Source organism: Flavobacterium sufflavum, from assembly GCF_004016525.1.
Taxonomy (GTDB): Bacteria; Bacteroidota; Bacteroidia; order Flavobacteriales; family Flavobacteriaceae; genus Flavobacterium; species Flavobacterium sufflavum.
Map to the genome: position 1 here is coordinate 619115 of NZ_SACJ01000002.1, position 18985 is coordinate 638099.

General features: G+C 33.4%; 9 protein-coding genes and 1 pseudogene. 9 read left to right on the top strand and 1 reads right to left on the bottom strand.

Features of this window, described 5'->3' with window-relative positions:
• Positions 1-89 precede the first annotated feature (89 nt).
• The 9 genes from EOD40_RS05685 (at position 90) to EOD40_RS05725 (ending at position 18666) form a co-directional block, all read left to right on the top strand.
• Complete coding sequence (locus tag EOD40_RS05685; protein WP_128193923.1) at positions 90-1409, top strand: sugar porter family MFS transporter; 1320 nt, start codon at positions 90-92, stop codon at positions 1407-1409.
• A 4-nt stretch (positions 1410-1413) separates the two neighbouring features.
• Positions 1414-3015: a glycoside hydrolase family 32 protein gene (locus EOD40_RS05690; protein WP_128193924.1), complete on the top strand. Its 1602-nt coding sequence runs from the start codon at positions 1414-1416 to the stop codon at positions 3013-3015.
• 12 nt (positions 3016-3027) lie between these two features.
• Entirely contained in the window at positions 3028-6180 is a 3153-nt protein-coding gene (locus tag EOD40_RS05695; protein ID WP_128193925.1) for a SusC/RagA family TonB-linked outer membrane protein, read from the top strand.
• 9 nt (positions 6181-6189) lie between these two features.
• The gene (locus EOD40_RS05700) at positions 6190-7947 is read left to right on the top strand and encodes a RagB/SusD family nutrient uptake outer membrane protein (protein ID WP_128193926.1); all 1758 of its coding nucleotides are present in this window, start codon (positions 6190-6192) and stop codon (positions 7945-7947) included.
• 208 nt (positions 7948-8155) lie between these two features.
• Positions 8156-10372, top strand: a complete 2217-nt coding sequence (locus EOD40_RS05705) for an alpha-galactosidase (protein WP_128193927.1) — start codon at positions 8156-8158, stop codon at positions 10370-10372.
• Positions 10373-10396: 24 nt separating this feature from the next.
• On the top strand, positions 10397-11293 hold the full coding sequence (locus EOD40_RS05710; protein WP_128193928.1) for a carbohydrate kinase family protein: 897 nt from the start codon (positions 10397-10399) through the stop codon (positions 11291-11293).
• Between the two features lie 71 nt (positions 11294-11364).
• Positions 11365-13110: a glycoside hydrolase family 13 protein gene (locus tag EOD40_RS05715; protein WP_128193929.1), complete on the top strand. Its 1746-nt coding sequence runs from the start codon at positions 11365-11367 to the stop codon at positions 13108-13110.
• Between the two features lie 551 nt (positions 13111-13661).
• Positions 13662-16388 carry a substrate-binding domain-containing protein gene (locus EOD40_RS05720; RefSeq protein ID WP_128193930.1) on the top strand — a complete coding sequence of 909 codons (2727 nt, stop codon included), beginning with the start codon at positions 13662-13664 and terminating at the stop codon, positions 16386-16388.
• Positions 16389-17004: 616 nt separating this feature from the next.
• Entirely contained in the window at positions 17005-18666 is a 1662-nt protein-coding gene (locus EOD40_RS05725) for a glycoside hydrolase family 32 protein (protein WP_128193931.1), read from the top strand.
• Positions 18667-18883: 217 nt separating this feature from the next.
• Here EOD40_RS05725 and EOD40_RS18365 read toward each other — a convergent pair.
• Positions 18884-18985, bottom strand: a pseudogene (locus EOD40_RS18365) (IS982 family transposase); the annotation flags it as partial.

Below are 18985 nucleotides of genomic sequence, written 5' to 3' on the forward strand. Positions count from 1 at the left end.
GTAGGTTCGATTTGATGGGTTTTTAAAGGTTTAAAGACAAGCCATTTTAAAAATAATGTATTAGTAATATAAATTTAAAATTACATATAATGAAAAAAATAGTCACTTGGTCTGTTATTGCTTCACTAGCAGGTTTTCTTTTTGGTTTTGATACCGTGGTCATTTCTGGAGCTGATAAAAAGCTACAAGTGCTTTGGAATTCCTCTGATGCTTTTCATGGTACGGTTGTGATGGGGATGGCTTTATGGGGTACCGTTTTTGGAGCCATATTTGGAGGAATACCTACTAATAAAATAGGAAGAAAGAAGACATTATTATGGATAGGAATTTTGTTTTTCTTTTCAGCTATTGGATCAGCTCTTTCAAACAATCCTTATGTGTTTGCTGCTTTTAGATTTATAGGAGGTCTTGGTGTGGGAGCGTCTACAATTGCAGCGCCTGCCTATATTTCTGAAATAGCACCTGCAAAAGACAGGGGGAAATTGGTTGCCTTTTACCAGTTTAATATTGTATTTGGAATTTTGATGGCGTTTCTTTCTAATTATTTACTCAGAAATACAGGTGAAAATTCATGGAGATGGATGATGGGAGTACAAGCCTTTCCGTCTTTTATTTATACTCTGTTTATTTTTTCTATTCCAAAGAGTCCAAGATGGTTGTTGTCTAAATCCAGAAATGAGGAGGCTAGAAAAGTGTTGGCATTAATGGGGCAGGAATCAGAGTATGAAGAAATGAAAAAGGAGATTGAATTGGATAATAACAATGCTGCTTTGGCAAATGATAATATCTTCCTGAAAAAATACCGTACCCCTTTAATCTTAGCTTTCTTAATTGCTTTTTTCAATCAGTTATCGGGGATAAATGCATTCTTATATTATTCACCAAGGATTTTTCAGGAAGCAGGTTTGGGAGAAAGTACAGCTTTATTAAGCAGTATAGGAATTGGAGCTACTAATTTGGTTTTTACGCTGGTAGGTGTTTTTCTGATTGACAGATTGGGTAGAAAAGTATTAATGTATATCGGTTCAGTGGGCTATATTATTTCGTTGAGTCTTGTTGCCATGGCTTTCTTTTTGAAATGGCAGGGAATCGCGGTTCCGACATTCTTGTTTTTGTTTATTGCTTCCCACGCCATTGGACAGGGAGCTGTGATCTGGGTATTCATTTCAGAAATTTTTCCGAATCACCTTAGGGCATCTGGGCAAGCTTTTGGTAGTACGACCCACTGGATTTTGGCAGCTATAATTCCATCGTTGATTCCGTTTTTGTTTTCTACGATAGGCCCTGGAGTGGTGTTTTTGTTTTTTGCCGTAATGATGGTTTTCCAACTCTTGTTTGTTGCGTTTTTAATGCCGGAAACCAAAGGGATTTCTTTAGAAGAATTAAGTAAAAAATTAATAAAAGAATAAAGTCATGATCGAAATTAATAAAAAGAGTTACTTCAGATTGGTGTGTAGCGCCATAGGATTTCTGGTTTTGTTTGGTTGTAAACAAGCTCCGTTTGCTGATAAAAAAGAGTATTCAAATGAAGAACTGTACAGACCCAACTTTCATTTTACGCCTAAAAAAGCCTGGATGAACGACCCTAACGGGATGTTTTATTATAATGGCTATTACCATCTTTATTTTCAATATTATCCGGATTCAACTGTTTGGGGACCGATGCACTGGGGACATGCAATAAGTACCGATATGGTTACCTGGACAGAAAAACCAATTGCCATTTATCCGGATGAAAAAGGATATATTTTTTCAGGAAGTGCAGTAGTTGATTTAAAAAATACTTCTGGTTTTGGGAGTCTGAAAAATCCGCCTATCGTAGCGATGTTTACCTATCATAATCCTGAGAAGGAGAAAGCCAATGCACCGGGAGTACAATCTCAGGGAATCGCTTATTCGTTAAATGAAGGTCTGACCTGGACTAAGTATAAAAATAACCCAGTGGTTGAGTTTCCGAGTAAAAAGGATTTCAGAGATCCAAAAATGACTTGGGATAATATTCATAAACAATGGCTGATGGTTCTGGCTGCTGGGAATAAAACAATGTTTTATGGTTCGAAAAACCTAAAAGATTGGGAATTGCTTTCTGATTTTGGTGAAAATATTGGAGCTCACGGAGGTGTTTGGGAATGTCCTGATTTCTTCCCGCTGCTTGTAGAAGGTTCAGATGAATACAAATGGGTGCTTTTACTGAGTATCAATCCGGGAGGCCCTAATGGCGGTTCGGCTACGCAATATTTTGTGGGAGATTTTGACGGTAAGACATTTAAGCTGGATGAATCTTTTTCTAAAGATATAAATAAAGAAAAAGGGTTATGGATAGATTACGGAAGGGATAATTATGCAGGAGTTACCTGGTCGAATATTTCAGAAATCGATGGCAGAAAGTTGTTTATAGGTTGGATGTCTAATTGGGAATATGCCCAAAAAGTTCCAACTCAAAAATGGAGAAGCAGTATGACTATGCCAAGAGAATTAAAACTGATTAAAGAGGATAATCATTACAGGGTTTCTTCTCAGCCGGTTAGGGAATTACAAAATTATGTGGCAAAGACCATAAAGAAAGAAACTCTTAAAATTAAGGATAAAAAAACAGTCTTAATTGATAGATCACTGGTTGATTTAACAAAGTTAGACATTCAGTTTACTTTGAAGAACCTAAAGAAAGATGTCTATACCTTTTCACTATCCAATGGTTCCAATAATACCATAAGTTTCGGTATCAATAAAAAAGACAAATACTTTTTTATCGACAGAAAAAAATCAGGGGATTTGTCTTTTTCGGATGCGTTTGCAAAGCAAATTTCTAAAGCTCCCTTTACGGAGGATTTTGATAAAATTGACGTAAGAGTCATCGTTGATAAAACGTCAATTGAAGTCTTTTATAATAATGGCAAAACAGTTATGACAGAAATATTTTTTCCGGAGAAACCAATGGAAACATTTGCTGTCACCAAAGGAAATTTCGATTTCACCATCGAAAACTTAACAATTAACCAATTAAATTTTAACTAAACTATCTAAACTATGAAACGAAAAATCATTCTTTACTTAATTCTAATGGGGTCCTTTTTTTCACTAACGGCCCAAAACATAGGAATAAAAGGAACTGTAACTTCTTCCGAAGACGGAATGTCGTTACCGGGAGTATCTGTTCTGGTCTCCGGAACTAATAAGGGTGTTACAACTGATCTTGATGGTCATTATGAACTTAAAAATGTAGATGCAAAAGCAACTTTGACCTTTAGTTATGTAGGCTACATGAATCAAACGGTACAAGTAAATGGACAAGAAACGATTAATGTTGTTTTGAAAGCAGAATCGCAACAATTAACTGAAGTTGTTGTAACAGGATATTCTAAAGAACGAAAAGTCGATGTGACCGGTGCTGTTGTTGTTGTTGAAATGAAACCAATCGTGGGTCAAAGTATGAGTTCGGGTAACGCTATGCAGGCCATGCAGGGTAGGGTTGCCGGTTTGTCTATTGAGAAATCTGGAGATCCAAGTGGTACGAGTAGCAAGATTTTAATTAGAGGGGTAAGTACCCTGGGGAATACCGATCCATTGTATGTAATTGATGGGGTTCCTACAGTAAGACCTGAAGTTTTTGCCAGTTTAAATCCAAGTGCGATAGAGTCAGTTCAGGTATTGAAAGATGCTTCGGCCTCTTCTATCTATGGTTCCAGAGCGGCCAATGGAGTTATTGTAGTAACCACAAAGAACGCCTCAAAAGGAGGAGCTATGAGTGTTTCTTATAGTACTAGTATTTCTAGAATGTCAGAAAAAAAACAAAGATATGATATGCTTAATGCAGTGGATCGTGGGAAAGTTTTATGGCAAGCTTCAGTTAATGATGGAGTGAAACCAGAAGATGGTTATGGCGAAATCTATAATTTTGACTGGAATCAGAATTTGAGTAATCCGGTTTTAAATAGTGTATCGGTTAAGCCATATGTTGGGGGTAATACCGATGTTCCTGCAGGAGATACTAATTGGCAGGATGTAGTGTATAAAACAGGGTTTGTTGTCAATAATGATTTGTCTGTTTCGGGAGGTTCAGATAAAATGAATGCGATGTTGAATTTAGGGTATTTAGACAATACAGGAATGTTGAAATACACGAATTATGAAAGATATACCGCAAGATTAAATACTAATTTTAAATTATTTAATGATAAGGTTAGATTTGGGGTTAATACACAGTTTACACAGTCTAATGAAAAATTAGCGGCTAATGATGTAGGAAATTCTCCGGTTCCTGCTCTAGCTATTTCATTAGCACCAACAATTCCTGTTTATACCAATTCTGGTGGATATGGAGGACCATTAGGTTCTGGTTATTCAGACAGAAATAACCCTTTGTTGATGCAATATTTAAACCGATGGGATAATACAAGGAGAGTCTCTTTATATGGAAATGTTTTCACAGAAATAGATTTAGTTAAAAACCTTACTTATAGAAATAGTATTGGTATTGATTTTAATGATTTCAGCAGGAAAGACATTGAGCCAAAAGTAAACAATGGTTCTGTAAACAGAGGTAATAATAGTTTGACTTATGATACCAATAAATATTCCAGTTTAACGATATCCAATACTTTAAGTTATAATGTAAAACTTTCCAATCATAAAATTGGTGTTGTTGCAGGTATAGAATCGGTTAAAACAGATTTTAATAGTTTATTAGCCCGTGGAGAGAATTTTGCGGTGGAATCAGAATCTTATTTTGTATTATCGGCTGCATCAGGATCCAGAACTTCAAACGGATTAACAACAGGAAGCAGATTACTATCTCAGTTTGGAAAAGTTAATTATGCGTTTTCTGATAAATATTTGGCAACTTTTACTATAAGACGAGATGGTTCTTCTCGATTTGGAGCAGATAACAGATATGGTGTTTTTCCGGCTGCTACAGTAGGTTGGAAAATCAGTAATGAAGATTTCTTGAAAAATGTTAAAGCACTTTCGTCATTAAAACTTCGTGCCGGTTATGGTGAGGTAGGAAATCAATCTATTGGAGATTTTGCCAGTCTAGGCTTGTATGAAGCCAGATACGGAGCTAATCAAAATGTTTTCATACCTGATTTTTTCAATATTTATTATAATGTTGGTACAGCTTATGATTTGGGTGGAATTAATACAGGGAATTTACCATCAGGTTTTGTTTCTATACAAGCGGCCAATTCAGGATTAAAATGGGAATCTACTAAAGAGATAAACGTTGGTTTGGATTTTGCTTTTTTGGATAACAAATTATCAGGTTCCTTTGATTATTTTACCAGAAAAACTGACGGGATATTAATTAAACCACCAGTTGCTTCAGTTTTAGGAGAAGGACAACAACGTTTTGTGAATGGGGCGTCTACTTCGAATAAAGGTTGGGAATTAGTTTTAGGATACTCAGACACTTTAGAGAATGGATTGAATTTTAATGTTACCACTAATTTTGGTGCTACTAAAAACAAAATAACAGAATTGCCGGAAGAAGTAAGAACAGCTTATCCGGGTACAGCAGCTAATTCTATCGTTGGTCATTCCCAGTTTGAAGTTTTTGGATATAAAACGGAAGGTTTGTTCCAATCGCAAGCAGATATTAATTCCCATGCCACTCAAGTAGCATCCAGATTAGGAGGTATTAAATATGTGGATATCAATAATGATGGAGTTATCAATTCTAATGATAGAACTTTTATAGGTTCAACTCAACCAAAATTAGAATATGGTATCAATATTAGTTTGGCTTATAAAAATATAGATATGTCAATCTTTGGTTCAGGGGTTACAGGAAGAAAAGGGGTCGATCCTTATATCTATTGGAATAATTTTGTTCAGGGTAGAGAAAATGCAGGACCTGGAACACTAAATGCATGGTCTCCAACAAATACAAATAGTGATATACCTTCACTGACAACAAATAATACGGATTACGCTAATATGTCCGATTACTTATTCAGAAACAACTCTTATTTCAAAGTTAGAAATATACAAATTGGATATTCACTACCGGAGAGTATAACTGAAAAAACGGGTTTTATTACTCGTTGTAGAATATACGCTCAAGGGGAAAACTTATTTTGGTTTACTCCAAAAGGATATATCGGTTCTGATCCGGAGCGTACTAATATCAATAGAATACCAGTACCTACGACATTCTCATTAGGTATAAACTTAAACTTTTAATTAATTCCCATGAAAAAATATAATAAAATAGTTATCAGCTTTTTGTCAGCAATATTGCTGGCATCATGTAGCGCAGATTTTTTAGATTATGAACCTAAAGGCGCATTAAAACCAGATCAGGTTGCTACTATGGCAAATGCGGATGCACTTGTTAATGCTGCTTATGCCGCAATTGGAAATGACGAAATGATTGGGCCAATTACCAGTCAGTGGGTTTATGGAAGTGTGCGATCTGATGATGCCTACAAAGGAGGTGGAGGTCGTGGAGACGTAGATGTTGTGGACAGATATGAGCAGTATAATTTGACCATTCCTGATTATGGAGACTGGATGTTGCCTAGAACCTGGACTAATCACTATAAGGCAATTTCCAGAGCTAACTTTGCTTTATCTGTAATCAATGCTTTCTCAGAAACAGATTATCCGTTAAAGAAAACCAGACAGGCAGAATTACGTTTTTTAAGAGCGCATTCTTATTTTATGTTGAAGTTATTATTTAATAAAGTTCCGTTTATTACAGAAGATCTTACTAAGGAGCAAATTTTGAAAACTTCAAATGATTTATCTTCTGATGCATTATGGAATAAAATTGCCGAAGATTTTATTTTTGCACATGATAATTTACCTCCTTCACAAGATCTGGTAGGTAGAGCGGATAAAAATGCTGCATCGGCATATTTAGCAAAATTGAGATTGTATCAAGCGTATGAACAAAATGATGCACATCAAGTTACAGGGATTAATGCAGCTAGATTGCAGGAAGTAATCAACTATGCTAATGAGGTAACGGGAAGTTTAGAGCCTGATTTTGGTTTCAATTTCTTAGATGGTCATGATAATGGACCAGAATCTATTTGGGCTGTTCAGTTTTCTATAAATGATGGAACTAATACAGGAAGAGTAAGTTTTGTTACGGGATTAAATTCACCTCATGGTACACCTCTTTATGGATGTTGTGGTTTTCACTTGGCAAGTCAAAATATGGTGAATGCATTCAAAACCGATCCTGTGACAGGTTTACCATTATTGGATACTTTTAATACTTCTGATATTTATAATACTGTAGATAGTAGTGGTAAATCATCATTAACTGCAGGAGTAACGCTTGATCCAAGAATTGATCATACAGTAGGAATTCCTGGAAGACCATTTAAATATAAAAATACGCTGAAAACAGCAGGAGATATGGTTTATAATTTTAGCTGGGCTAGAGATCCTGGAGTTTATGGTTTCTTTGGTAATATGAAAGAGCAACAATCACCGGACTGTTCTTGTTATGTTAAAAACGGACCTTTCGTAGGAACTTCTAAAAACGTCGATTTTATTAGATATGCTGATGTGTTATTGTTCAAAGCAGAAGCATTAATTCAATTGAATAGACAAGATGAGGCACTGCCAATAATTAACCAAATTAGAGCAAGAGCAGCAGCTAGTACAGCAATGCCATTGGCAGCAGGAGCTTCAAATGTTTATAAAATAGGACAATATCTTTCTTTTCCTTCAAAAGCCTATGCTTTGAAAGCACTTAAATTTGAAAGAAGATTAGAGTTTGGAATGGAAGGTCCTCGCTTTTTTGATCTTGTAAGATGGGGTGAAGCTGAGCCGGTTTTAAATGCTTATCTTGCTGTTGAGAAAAATCCAAATAGAGCTAATAAAAGTTTCCTTTTAAGTGCTCATTTTACAGCGGGTAGAGATGAATATTATCCAATACCTCAAAGAGAAATTGATTTTACAGGAGGATTATACAAACAAAATCCTGGGTACTAAAAATAAGGTTAATAATGGTTGTTTAAATTAGTTGAATCAGATTAAGGGCGAGTTTCTACTTGCCCTTAGCTGTTTCTTAATTTTGAATCTAAATAGGTGTTGAATGTGTATTGTTTAGAAGGTGTTTTTAGTTGATTTCAATGCAATAACACATCATGCACATTAAAAAACATTCAATAAAAAAAGCAGCGTTTTAAAAACAAGAATTATGAAAGAAAAACGAGCAACGTATTTAAATAAAATCATATTTTTTTGTGGTTTTATTCTGGTTACGGCAGATATATCGGCACAAGTAATTATTCCTATCGCCACCGAAAATAATATGTTATTGATGCAAACTGACAATAACAATAGATTAAGGACAGTATATTTTGGGAAACCATTGGAGAATGAAAGTGAGTATAAGGCTGTAGCTGCAAATTATAATTATGATGAATCGAATGCTGGGATTTATAATTCGGCTTATACTCCCGCGGGAACCTGGAATTTGTCTGAGCCTGCAATTCAGGTGAAACATGCTGATGGGAATCCGTCGTTGGAGTTGAAATATGTGAGTCATAAAAAAGAAAAAATAGATGCCAATACTTCGGTTACCAGTATTCTTTTGAAAGATCCCGTTTATACGTTTGAGGTGACTTTGTTTTATAAAGTTTGGGAAAAAGAAAACATAATCGAACAATGGACCGAAATAAAACACAAGGAGAAAAAACCGGTTATATTGCAAAAATATGCATCGGCTAATTTATATTTTGCCAATAAAGATTTTTATCTGACGAGTTTTCAGGGAGAATATCTGAAAGAAATGCAGCCTGCTGAGACCAAACTTTTACAGGGAATAAGAACGGTGGATTCTAAACTGGGAACCAGAGCGATGTTGTTGCAAACACCTAATTTTATAGTGTCATTTGGCAAGCCGGCTTCAGACAATGAAGGAACGGTTATGTTAGGACAGTTGGCTTGGAGCAGTAATTTTAAATTGGATTTTGAAATTGATTCGCATAAAAACCTTCGTCTCATTGCAGGAATCAACCCATTTGCTTCTGAATATGCGCTGGCTCCAAATGAAACTTTTAAAACCCCTTCTTTAATTTATGCTTTATCAAATAATGGTACTGGGGAGGCAAGCAGAAATTTACATAATTGGGCCAGAAAATACAGAATATTGGATGGTCAGGGGGAACGCCTTACTTTATTGAATAATTGGGAGGCGACCTATTTTGATTTTGATGAAAACAAAATTAAAGATTTGTTTAAAGATGCTAAAGATTTGGGAGTCGATATGTTTTTATTGGATGATGGCTGGTTTGGCAATAAATATCCACGAAATAATGACGATGCAGGATTGGGTGACTGGCAGGAAAATAAAAAGAAACTGCCAAGCGGACTGGGTTATTTGGTGAAAGAAGCCAAAAAAGAAGGAGTGAAATTTGGTATTTGGATTGAACCTGAAATGGTAAATCCAAGAAGTGAATTGTATGAAAAACATTTGGATTGGGTAATACGACAACCTGAAAGACCTGAGATTTATTATAGAAATCAGCTGGTGTTGGATTTGTCGAATCCCGAGGTTCAGGATTTCGTTTTTGGAATTGTGGATGATTTGTTTGTGAAAAATCCCGAATTGGCTTTCATCAAATGGGACTGTAATGCGGTTATTTATAATGCCTATTCGGCTTATCTCAATAAAAAAGGAATTCCTCAGTCTAATCTGTATGTAGATTATATTAAAGGATTGTACAAAGTACTGCAACGCATTCGTGCCAAATATCCAAAAGTTCCCATGATGCTGTGCTCGGGTGGTGGTGGCCGTGGTGATTATGAATTTTTGAAATATTTCACCGAGTTTTGGCCAAGTGATGACACCGAGCCTGTGGAGCGTATATTTCTGCAATGGGATTATTCATATTTCTTCCCTTCTATTGCAATGGATAATCACGTTACCGATTGGGGAAAACAACCCCTGAAATTTAGAGTAGATGTGGCCAGTATGGGTAAATTAGGATTTGATATTGTAGCCGGAAAATTAGATGCTAATGACAAAATATTTTGTAAACAAGCCATCAGTAATTATAATTCATTCAAAGATATAGTGTGGCATGGCGATATGTTTCGTTTGGTAAATCCGCATGAAAATGATATTGCAGCATTGATGTATGTTAATGAAAATAAAAGCAAAGCAATTGTATTTAACTATTTAGTGAACAATAGATTTAGTATTACGGCGACTAAACGACCAGTGGTTTTTAATGGCCTGGATCCAAAGAAAAAATATACGGTAAAAGAAATTAACCTGTATCCGGGAGTAACGTCAACGCTTGCTGCTGACAGAGAGTTTACCGGGGATTTTTTAATGAAAGCAGGCTTTAATCCCAATGTTACTTTACAAAGAACAAGTGTGGTGTTAGAAATCAATGAGGTGAAATAATTTAGAGTTTAAAATTTTAGAAAAATGAACAAAAAAAAATCATTAAACGTTGTTTGCTTCGGGGAAGTTTTGTGGGATCTTTTTCCGACGCATAAAAAAATAGGCGGTGCTCCGTTGAATGTGGCGCTTCGAATGAATTCTTTAGGGATGAAAACAACGATGATAAGTCGTGTTGGTGATGATGAAGACGGAAATGGAATTCTGTCTTTTGTAAATGAGCAGGGGGTAAGTTCCGATTCTATTCAGGTAGGGGCAGATTATAAAACAGGGGTGGTTCATGTAATGGTTAATGACAAGGGGAATGCTTCTTATGACATTCATTATCCTTCTTCCTGGGATAAAATTGTGCCAACAAAAGAAATGGATAAAAAAGTTTCTGAAGCTGATGCCTTTATTTTTGGGAGTTTGATTTGTCGTGATGAGGTTTCCCGAGAGACTTTGTATGGACTTTTAGATAAGGCGGAATATAAAGTTCTGGATGCCAATTTGAGAGCGCCTTATTACACGGCAGAAGTGCTTCTCGAATTAATGTCAAAGGCTGATTTTATCAAGCTCAATGATGAAGAACTGCATGAGATAAGTCAATTATTGGGATCACCGTATCATTCCTTTGAACAGAACATTAAATTCATCGCTGAAAAAACAAATACAAAACATGTTTGTGTGACTAAAGGTGCCTTTGGAGCAGTTTTGTATTATAATGATAAGTTTTATTACAACAGTGGTTATTTTATAAAAGTGGTCGATACTGTTGGTGCTGGGGATTCTTTTCTGGCATCTCTGATTGTAAGATTATTGAGGGGTAAATCACCACAAAAATCGTTGAATTATGCCTGTGCCATTGGTGCATTGGTAGCAGGTCACGAAGGAGCGAATCCTAAGATTTCCGACAAAGAAATCAAAAAGTTTATGATGGTTTGATATAAAAGTAAAACCTGTGCCTATGACTAAAAACGGACAGTCAATGAATTTAAAACTGAATACAAACTACTATGAAACATATTATTAATTTATGTCTATTTTTTGCTTTGATGCTATTCTCATCTGAGAGTACATTGGCACAAAATAAAAAGACTACCATAATTAAAAATGCAGATACTAAATGGTGGAAAGAAGCTGTTGTTTATCAAATATATCCACGCAGTTTCAAAGATAGTGATGGTGATGGAGTGGGAGATTTAAAAGGAATTATTTCTAAATTAGATTATTTGAAAAGTTTGGGAATAGATGCTATTTGGCTTAATCCCATTTATACTTCTCCAAATGATGATAATGGTTATGATGTTAGTAATTACCGTCAAATCATGAAGGATTTTGGTGCTATGGAAGACTTTGATCTTTTACTAAAAGGAATGCACGAACGCGGCATTAAATTGATTATGGATTTAGTTGTGAATCACAGTAGCGATGAGCATGAATGGTTTAAACAATCCCGAAGTTCCAGAAACAACCCGTATAGAAATTACTACCATTGGTGGCCAGCTGAAAAAGGAAAGCCGCCTTACAGATGGAGTTGTTTTGATGTAAATAGTGATGCCTGGAAATATGATGCTCAAACAGACTCCTATTATCTCCACTATTTTTCTCAAAAACAACCCGATTTAAATTGGGAAAATCCTAAAGTAAGAGAAGAAATTTATGACATGATGAAATTTTGGTTGGATAAAGGGATTGATGGTTTTAGAATGGATGCTTTTCAGTTTGCATCCAAAGATACCACATGGCCAGAATTACCAAAAGGTTATGAAAAAAATGTAATTAAATATTATGGTGTCGGACCTCATTTGCATGACTATTTACAAGAAATGAATCGCGAAGTTTTTAGTAAATATGATATAATGACCGTGGCCGAAGGTGCGGGAAGCTCTCCTGAAGATGCGATGCAATTTGTGGATCCGGATCGAAAGGAATTAAACATAGCCTATCATTTTGAAAGTGTAGATATTGGCAAGCATTTAAAAGATTTTGGACTTGTAAAATACAAAGACATTTTTTCCCGATATGACAACGCCTTTAAAGACAAAGGGTGGCTGTCTATCTTTCTTGCCAATCACGACCAACCTAGAATGGTGAGTAAATTTGGTAATGACACTCCAAAATTTAGAGCTATTTCTTCAAAAATGCTTTCCACTTTTGTGATGACAATGCGTGGAACTCCTTTTTATTATAATGGAGATGAGCTGGGAATGGTAAATATCCGATTTGATAATATTAGTGATTATAATGATGTTCAAACCAAAAACAAATACCTTGAGTTAAAAAATAAGGGAGGAGATTTAAAAGCATATATTGAGGAACAAAAGCAGACTTCAAGAGATAATAGCAGGACGCCGTTTCAATGGGACACAACTCAAAACTCAGGTTTTACTAGTGGAACGCCTTGGCTAAAAGTAAATCCTGATTACAAAACGGTTAATGTTATAGCTCAGGAAAAAGACCCTAATTCAGTATTAAATTATTTCAGAAGATTAGTGCAAATTAGAAAAAATGAACCAACGCTGGTTTATGGAAATTATACTCTTTTGGATAAAGAAAATCCGGATGTTTTTGCTTATTCCCGAGAACTTAACGGAAAGAAAATGTTGGTACTGTTGAATTTTTCAGCCAAAATGGCTTCCTTCAATTTAGGAATAGCATTGAATAAATCTACAATAGTTTTAGACAATTACCCTAATACCAGTAAAATAACAAATAGCACTTTAAGACCATATGAAGCCGTAATACTGGAATTCAAATAATAGTAGGATTGTTTTAGCAAAAAAAAAGTCCCAATTTTTTTGGGACTTTTTGGTTTTTTTTCATATTTCTAAATGAATAAATTTTTGGCTTTGAAATGTTATATTATTAAAGGGTGAACTCAAAAGAATTCTAAATGATTCTGGCAAATGCTTCTAACGATTAGAAAAATGCAGAATAAAAACTAAGATAATGAAATCAAGAATGTAAATAATCACAGGCAAATTTATTATATCTGCTTAACAGTGAATCTTTGTTCTACTTTAATAACAAATAGATAAATTGTCGTAATTTATTTGGTCTGTTTAATCGGATTTGTTATTATCTCTAAATCGGCTACAAGGATATTTAAATCTTTTTAAATGCCTAAAAGAGATGGGTATGTTTTTACTAATTTTGGTGTCTTAGCCTGAATTATAGTATGTTTAAAGTACGTAAGATGTGTTTTTAAATGTGTTGATAATCAGTTTTTAAAACGAATAATTTAAAAGATGTTCCTTTCTTGTGTTTATTCGACTCTTGATTCGTATTATAATCAATTAATTAAACTTCTATGTTAAAAAAATCCTGTTTTATAGTATTGTCAATTTTCTTATTTATACTTAACTCATGTAAATTATCCGAAGAAGAGAAATCAACAGTTGATATTGGATTTTCGCAATGCATTGACAATGATATTTGGAGAAAATCAATGGAACATGAAATGGGAATAGAAGCATCACTCCATTCAGATATAAATCTGAAGATTTATAATGCTAATCGGAAAGCAAAAAATCAAATTAGAGATATAGAAAGAATGATTGAAGATAAAATGGATGTTATCATTATTTCACCTTTTGAGTCGGATTCTATTGTCCCTGTAATTGAAAAGGCAAAGGCAGAAGGAATTCCTGTGATTTTAGTTGATAGAAAAGTAAATACTTCAAATTACACGGCATATTTGGGTGCCGATAATATAGAAGTAGGTCGCATAGCAGGAAGAAATATTGTTTCCTTGTCAAAAGGCAATGCGAATGTATTAGAGATAAGAGGTGAAGCAACAACAACTCCAGGTTCTGAACGAAGTTTAGGATTTAGACAGATAATAAAACAATATCCAGGTATTAAGTTAATCAATATTGTTGCAGATAATTATGGAAGGCCTAAAGATGATTATATAAAAAATTTAGATAGTTTAAATAAAATAGATTATGTTTTTGCTTTTAATGATATAGTTGCCTATAATGCTTGGAAGATTGCTAAAGGGAAAGGATTAGACAAAAAAATCAAATTTGTTGGTGTAGATGGATTGAATGGGCCTAATGGAGGAATTCAATTGGTTAAAGATGGAATTCTAGAAGCTACGGTTTTATACCCGACAGGAGGAAGTGATGCTATTAAATTAGCTTTGAAGTTAGCTAATAATGAGATTGTTCCTAAAAATAATAAGTTGAGTACGATATTGATAGACTCTCTTAATGCAGATATTATGAGTAATCAATTCGATAAGATATCAATCCAACAATCTGATATAGAAGAACAACAGAATGTTATAAAAGATCAGGTAAAGAAATATTCAACTCAAAGTAATCTGCTGAAAATGGTATTGGTTCTATCATTATTGCTCCTTAGTTTGTCCATATACAGTATCTATTCAAGGATAATAATTAGTCGTAAAAAGAAAGAATTAGAATTGATGGTTGAAAAAATAATCAGCCAAAGAAATGAGATAGAAAAATATGTCGAGGAATTAAGGAAAATTAATGAAGCAAGACTGAGCCTTCTGACTGGCCTATCCCATGAGTTTAAAACACCATTAACATTAATATTAAGTTCCATTGAATCTTTAGGAAATGAACTGAAAAATAAAGGTGTTTTAGTGAATAAAGAAATTAATTTAATGTATAACAATTCTAGGAGATTGTTGAGGTTGATTAATCAGTTATTAGATTTTAGAAAAACAGAAGAGAGAAAATTTAAACTTAAAGCATCAATAACCAATATATTAGATTTTTCTAAAAATATAGTTGATGATTTTGATAAAGAGGCGAAGAAAAAAAATATAGATTTTACTTTGACAATAAATAATCCAGAATTAGAAATTTATATCGATCAAAATTTAATGGATAAAGTATATTTTAATTTATTATCAAATGCCTTTAAGTTTACTCCTGATAAAGGTAAAATTTCGATTACAATCAAAGAAGATAAAACCAATAATGTTGTTAAAATAATTTTTAAGGATTCGGGAATTGGAATTCCTGAAAATGAATTGAAAGAGGTTTTTAATGCTTTTTATCAAGGTTCAAATAATTATAAAATTAGCTCAGGGATTGGACTACATTTGTCAAAAAAATTTATAGAACTTCATAAAGGAACCATTGATGTTAAATCAAAAAAAGGGACTGAATTCATTATTTCTTTACCATTAGGCAAAGCACATCTTGACCCAAAATCAATCATTAAGGAACCGGTTTTAAATTTGGTTCATCAATCGGATTATTTAGATTTAGATGTAATTGAGATTTCAGAACCTAATAAAAATGAAGATAAATATTCTGTACTTTATATTGAGGATAATAAAGAGTTATTGGATTTTGTTTCCTATAAATTTTCTTCAGAATATACTTTTTACGCCTCTGATGGAACTAATGCAATAGAAAGAGCACTAGAATTAGTTCCAGATATTATTATTTGTGATTTAAATTTACCAGATAAAAATGGATTTCAAATATGTGAAATTTTAAAGAAAGATTTGCGAACCTCACATATACCTATACTAATATTGACAGCTTCTGATGAACAAGATTCTTATTTAAAAGCATTGGAAAGTGGAGCAGATATTTTTTTGACTAAACCTTTTAATTTAAAAGTTTTATCTCAATCAATAAAAGGATTACTTTTTAATAGAGAGAAATTACGTTTTTATTATTCCAATAATATTTCAAACGTTCAATCAGATAGTTTTGGTATCTCAGAACAGGTTTTTTTAAAAAAAATGAATGAATTTATTGAAATTAATATGGACAACTCTTCTTATACAATAGATAATCTTGCTATCAATCTAAATATTTCAAGAATTCAATTGTACCGAAAAGTTAAAGCAATTCTTGGAATTGGTGTTAATGATCATATCAATAATATTCGATTAGAAAAATCAAAAGAAATGCTCAAAAAAGGCAATAAAACTATTTCTGAAATTGCGTATGCTGTTGGGTTTTCAACTCCAAGTTATTTTTCAACTTCCTTTAAAAATAAATTTGGATTTTCACCGAAGGAATATAAAACTGATACAAATTAAGTTTAATTTTTTATATCATTATTTTTTTGAGGTTTAATCTGAAATAAGATTGAAATTAATGTTATAGAATTGAAATTGGTATCAGTTGTTTTTTTATTTCAATAATCAATAACTAATTGATTAATAGTTACTTGTTGTTAAAATAAATTTTTAGTTAAATTTTGTAAACAAATGCTACATTACTAAAATAGTATTGTGGATTTTGGGTATATCTTAGTTTTTTTATTGAAAATTTAATATTTGTTAAAAATAGATATTTGTTTAACTTCTTGTTATTCAATTAAGTAATATGTATAGTTTCAAATTTTACCTAAAAGACTTTTTATTTTGACTGGGTTAGTAAAAACTAATAAATAGCTAATCAAAAAAAATGACATAAGTAAGATATGTTTCACATTATCAGGTAAATATGGATAATTAATTTAAATGTCACAAGTAGATTCATAGCAGACAAAGTATTCTATGTTTTTTTAATTTCAATAATATGTTGCATTTCAAATGCTTAATTGAAATATACGTGGTTTTCTTGATAGATTTTCGCATAAAATAGCCTAAATAATAATAAAAAATATTTTTAAATAATTATCTATTACTAACCACTAAATTTTTTTAAATTATGAAATGTTCTATTAAAAAATTAATGCTAATAATTGGCTTAGCCTTTTTTTTACTTTTTAGTTGTAACTCTGAAACTGAAAGTCCTAATGTGGAAAAATCACAAGGCAGTACCTCAAAGATGGCTGCATCTTTAAAGATGGCTACAGCTATGGCACTTACTTGCAATGCTCAGGCGGAACAGACAGATTATAATATTTATCGCATGGTTTCTGATGGTACTAGGATTGGTGATGTAATGCCATATTATGATACAACAACAAATGCATTTTATATATATTATCTTAAAGATATATGGAATGATGCAATCAATAAGCGACATCCATGGTATGGTTTTAAAACAACTGATTTTTATAACTATACAGAACTTTCTTCGGGCGAGATTTTAAGCTGCAGTACGAATAGCTGTGCACAGAATTTTGCTTTGGGTACCGGTAATGTTATCAAAAGTGGAACTAAGTTTTATGCTTTCTATACAGGTCATAACCCAAACTATCCTTCATCGTGTGTAACAAAAAAAGAAGGTATAATGCTTGCAACTTCTTCAAGCTTAAATAGTAACTTTACTCCCAAAACTACTTTTACTACTATTTATCCACCTGTTGGTCTTGGGTTTGACGAGACCCAAAATTTCAGAGACCCTTATGTTTTTTGGGATGCAACTACCTCTACATATATAATGTTGGTATCTGCAAGAAAGCAAGATGGAGGTGGTAACTGGAAGGGTGTTATCGCTAAGTATTCATCAACGAATCTTTTAAATTGGACCTATAACAATATTATATATGATGGTGGTGCTCAAAACTTTTTTATGATGGAAACACCTGAAATATTTAAGATGGGAAGCACCTACTATCTTATGTTTTCTGATATAGATAGTAAATATGTTTACTACCGAAAAAGCAGTTCAGTCAATGGTCCTTGGAGTTTGCCTGTAGGACAAGATAGGCTTGATGGTACTGGATTTTATGCTGCCAAAACTGCAACAGATGGTACGGATAGGTATATTTTTGCATGGACAAATATACTTTCAGGAAATACAGATGCAGGTACATGGGCATGGGGTGGAAATTTAGCCGTACATAAAATATATCAAAAAAGTAATGGTGATCTTGCTGTAGCAATTCCGCACACTTTAAAGAATAAGATGGAAACGACTAATTATACTCCGGTACAAAACAGTCAATGGGGGAATGTAAATCCGTTGGTTGGAGGTCTATCATACGAATTAACAAGCCCGGCAGATTTTGATGTGGCTAATATAATTTATGATCCAATCAGTCTTGCTCGCTATAAGATCAGTGCCACTGTTTCTTATTCTAACTGTAATAAGGATTTCGGTTTTATGATTGGAGCATGCGATGGGTATGAAAATTTTTATAGCTTAAGGTTTGTACCATCGCAAAACAGATTCAGTCTCGACAAAATAAACCGCTCAGCCCTTACAACTACCACTATTGCATATAATGATGTTCCTTATGTATTTGCTGCTAATACAGACTATGATATTCAGATTGTGATTGAAAATTCAATGCTCGTGGTGTATATTAATAATGAAGTAGCATTGACTAATAGGTTATACAAGGCCTCAAACACTAGTTGGGGAATATTTGCAGATAACAGTACGGTCAAGTTCAACAATATTAAAGTGAGCATACCTTAGGGATTCTAGTAATTAAATGGATAAGGGAAAGGCTATCTTACAAGTTGTGAGATAGCCTCTTTTTCTGTTTTTTGTTCGGATTCCTTCGGAGCATATATTTCAAATATTCAATTCACACAGACTTGATTTAGTGTCCCATCCAGAAATAGAGATACACAAAAGAAGATAAGTTAACTCGTTAGTTGTAATTATTAAATAACGTGAGTTCGATATAAACTTATTGAAAAAGTACTAATTGTTTTGTGTCTAGGAAATTATTTTTCAAAGACGGTTTTTTGTCTGCAAAGTTGTAAGCAATCAGAGCGGAAAAAATATTATT

Bases quoted from the DNA above. Each gene is read 5' to 3' on its own strand.
- EOD40_RS05690 (WP_128193924.1), top strand. From the start codon at position 1,414: ATGATCGAAATTAATAAAAAGAGTTACTTCAGATTGGTGTGTAGCGCC.
- EOD40_RS05700 (WP_128193926.1), top strand. From the start codon at position 6,190: ATGAAAAAATATAATAAAATAGTTATCAGCTTTTTGTCAGCAATATTG.
- EOD40_RS05710 (WP_128193928.1), top strand. From the start codon at position 10,397: ATGAACAAAAAAAAATCATTAAACGTTGTTTGCTTCGGGGAAGTTTTG.
- EOD40_RS05685 (WP_128193923.1), top strand. From the start codon at position 90: ATGAAAAAAATAGTCACTTGGTCTGTTATTGCTTCACTAGCAGGTTTT.
- EOD40_RS05695 (WP_128193925.1), top strand. From the start codon at position 3,028: ATGAAACGAAAAATCATTCTTTACTTAATTCTAATGGGGTCCTTTTTT.
- EOD40_RS05720 (WP_128193930.1), top strand. From the start codon at position 13,662: ATGTTAAAAAAATCCTGTTTTATAGTATTGTCAATTTTCTTATTTATA.
- EOD40_RS05725 (WP_128193931.1), top strand. From the start codon at position 17,005: ATGAAATGTTCTATTAAAAAATTAATGCTAATAATTGGCTTAGCCTTT.
- EOD40_RS05715 (WP_128193929.1), top strand. From the start codon at position 11,365: ATGAAACATATTATTAATTTATGTCTATTTTTTGCTTTGATGCTATTC.
- EOD40_RS05705 (WP_128193927.1), top strand. From the start codon at position 8,156: ATGAAAGAAAAACGAGCAACGTATTTAAATAAAATCATATTTTTTTGT.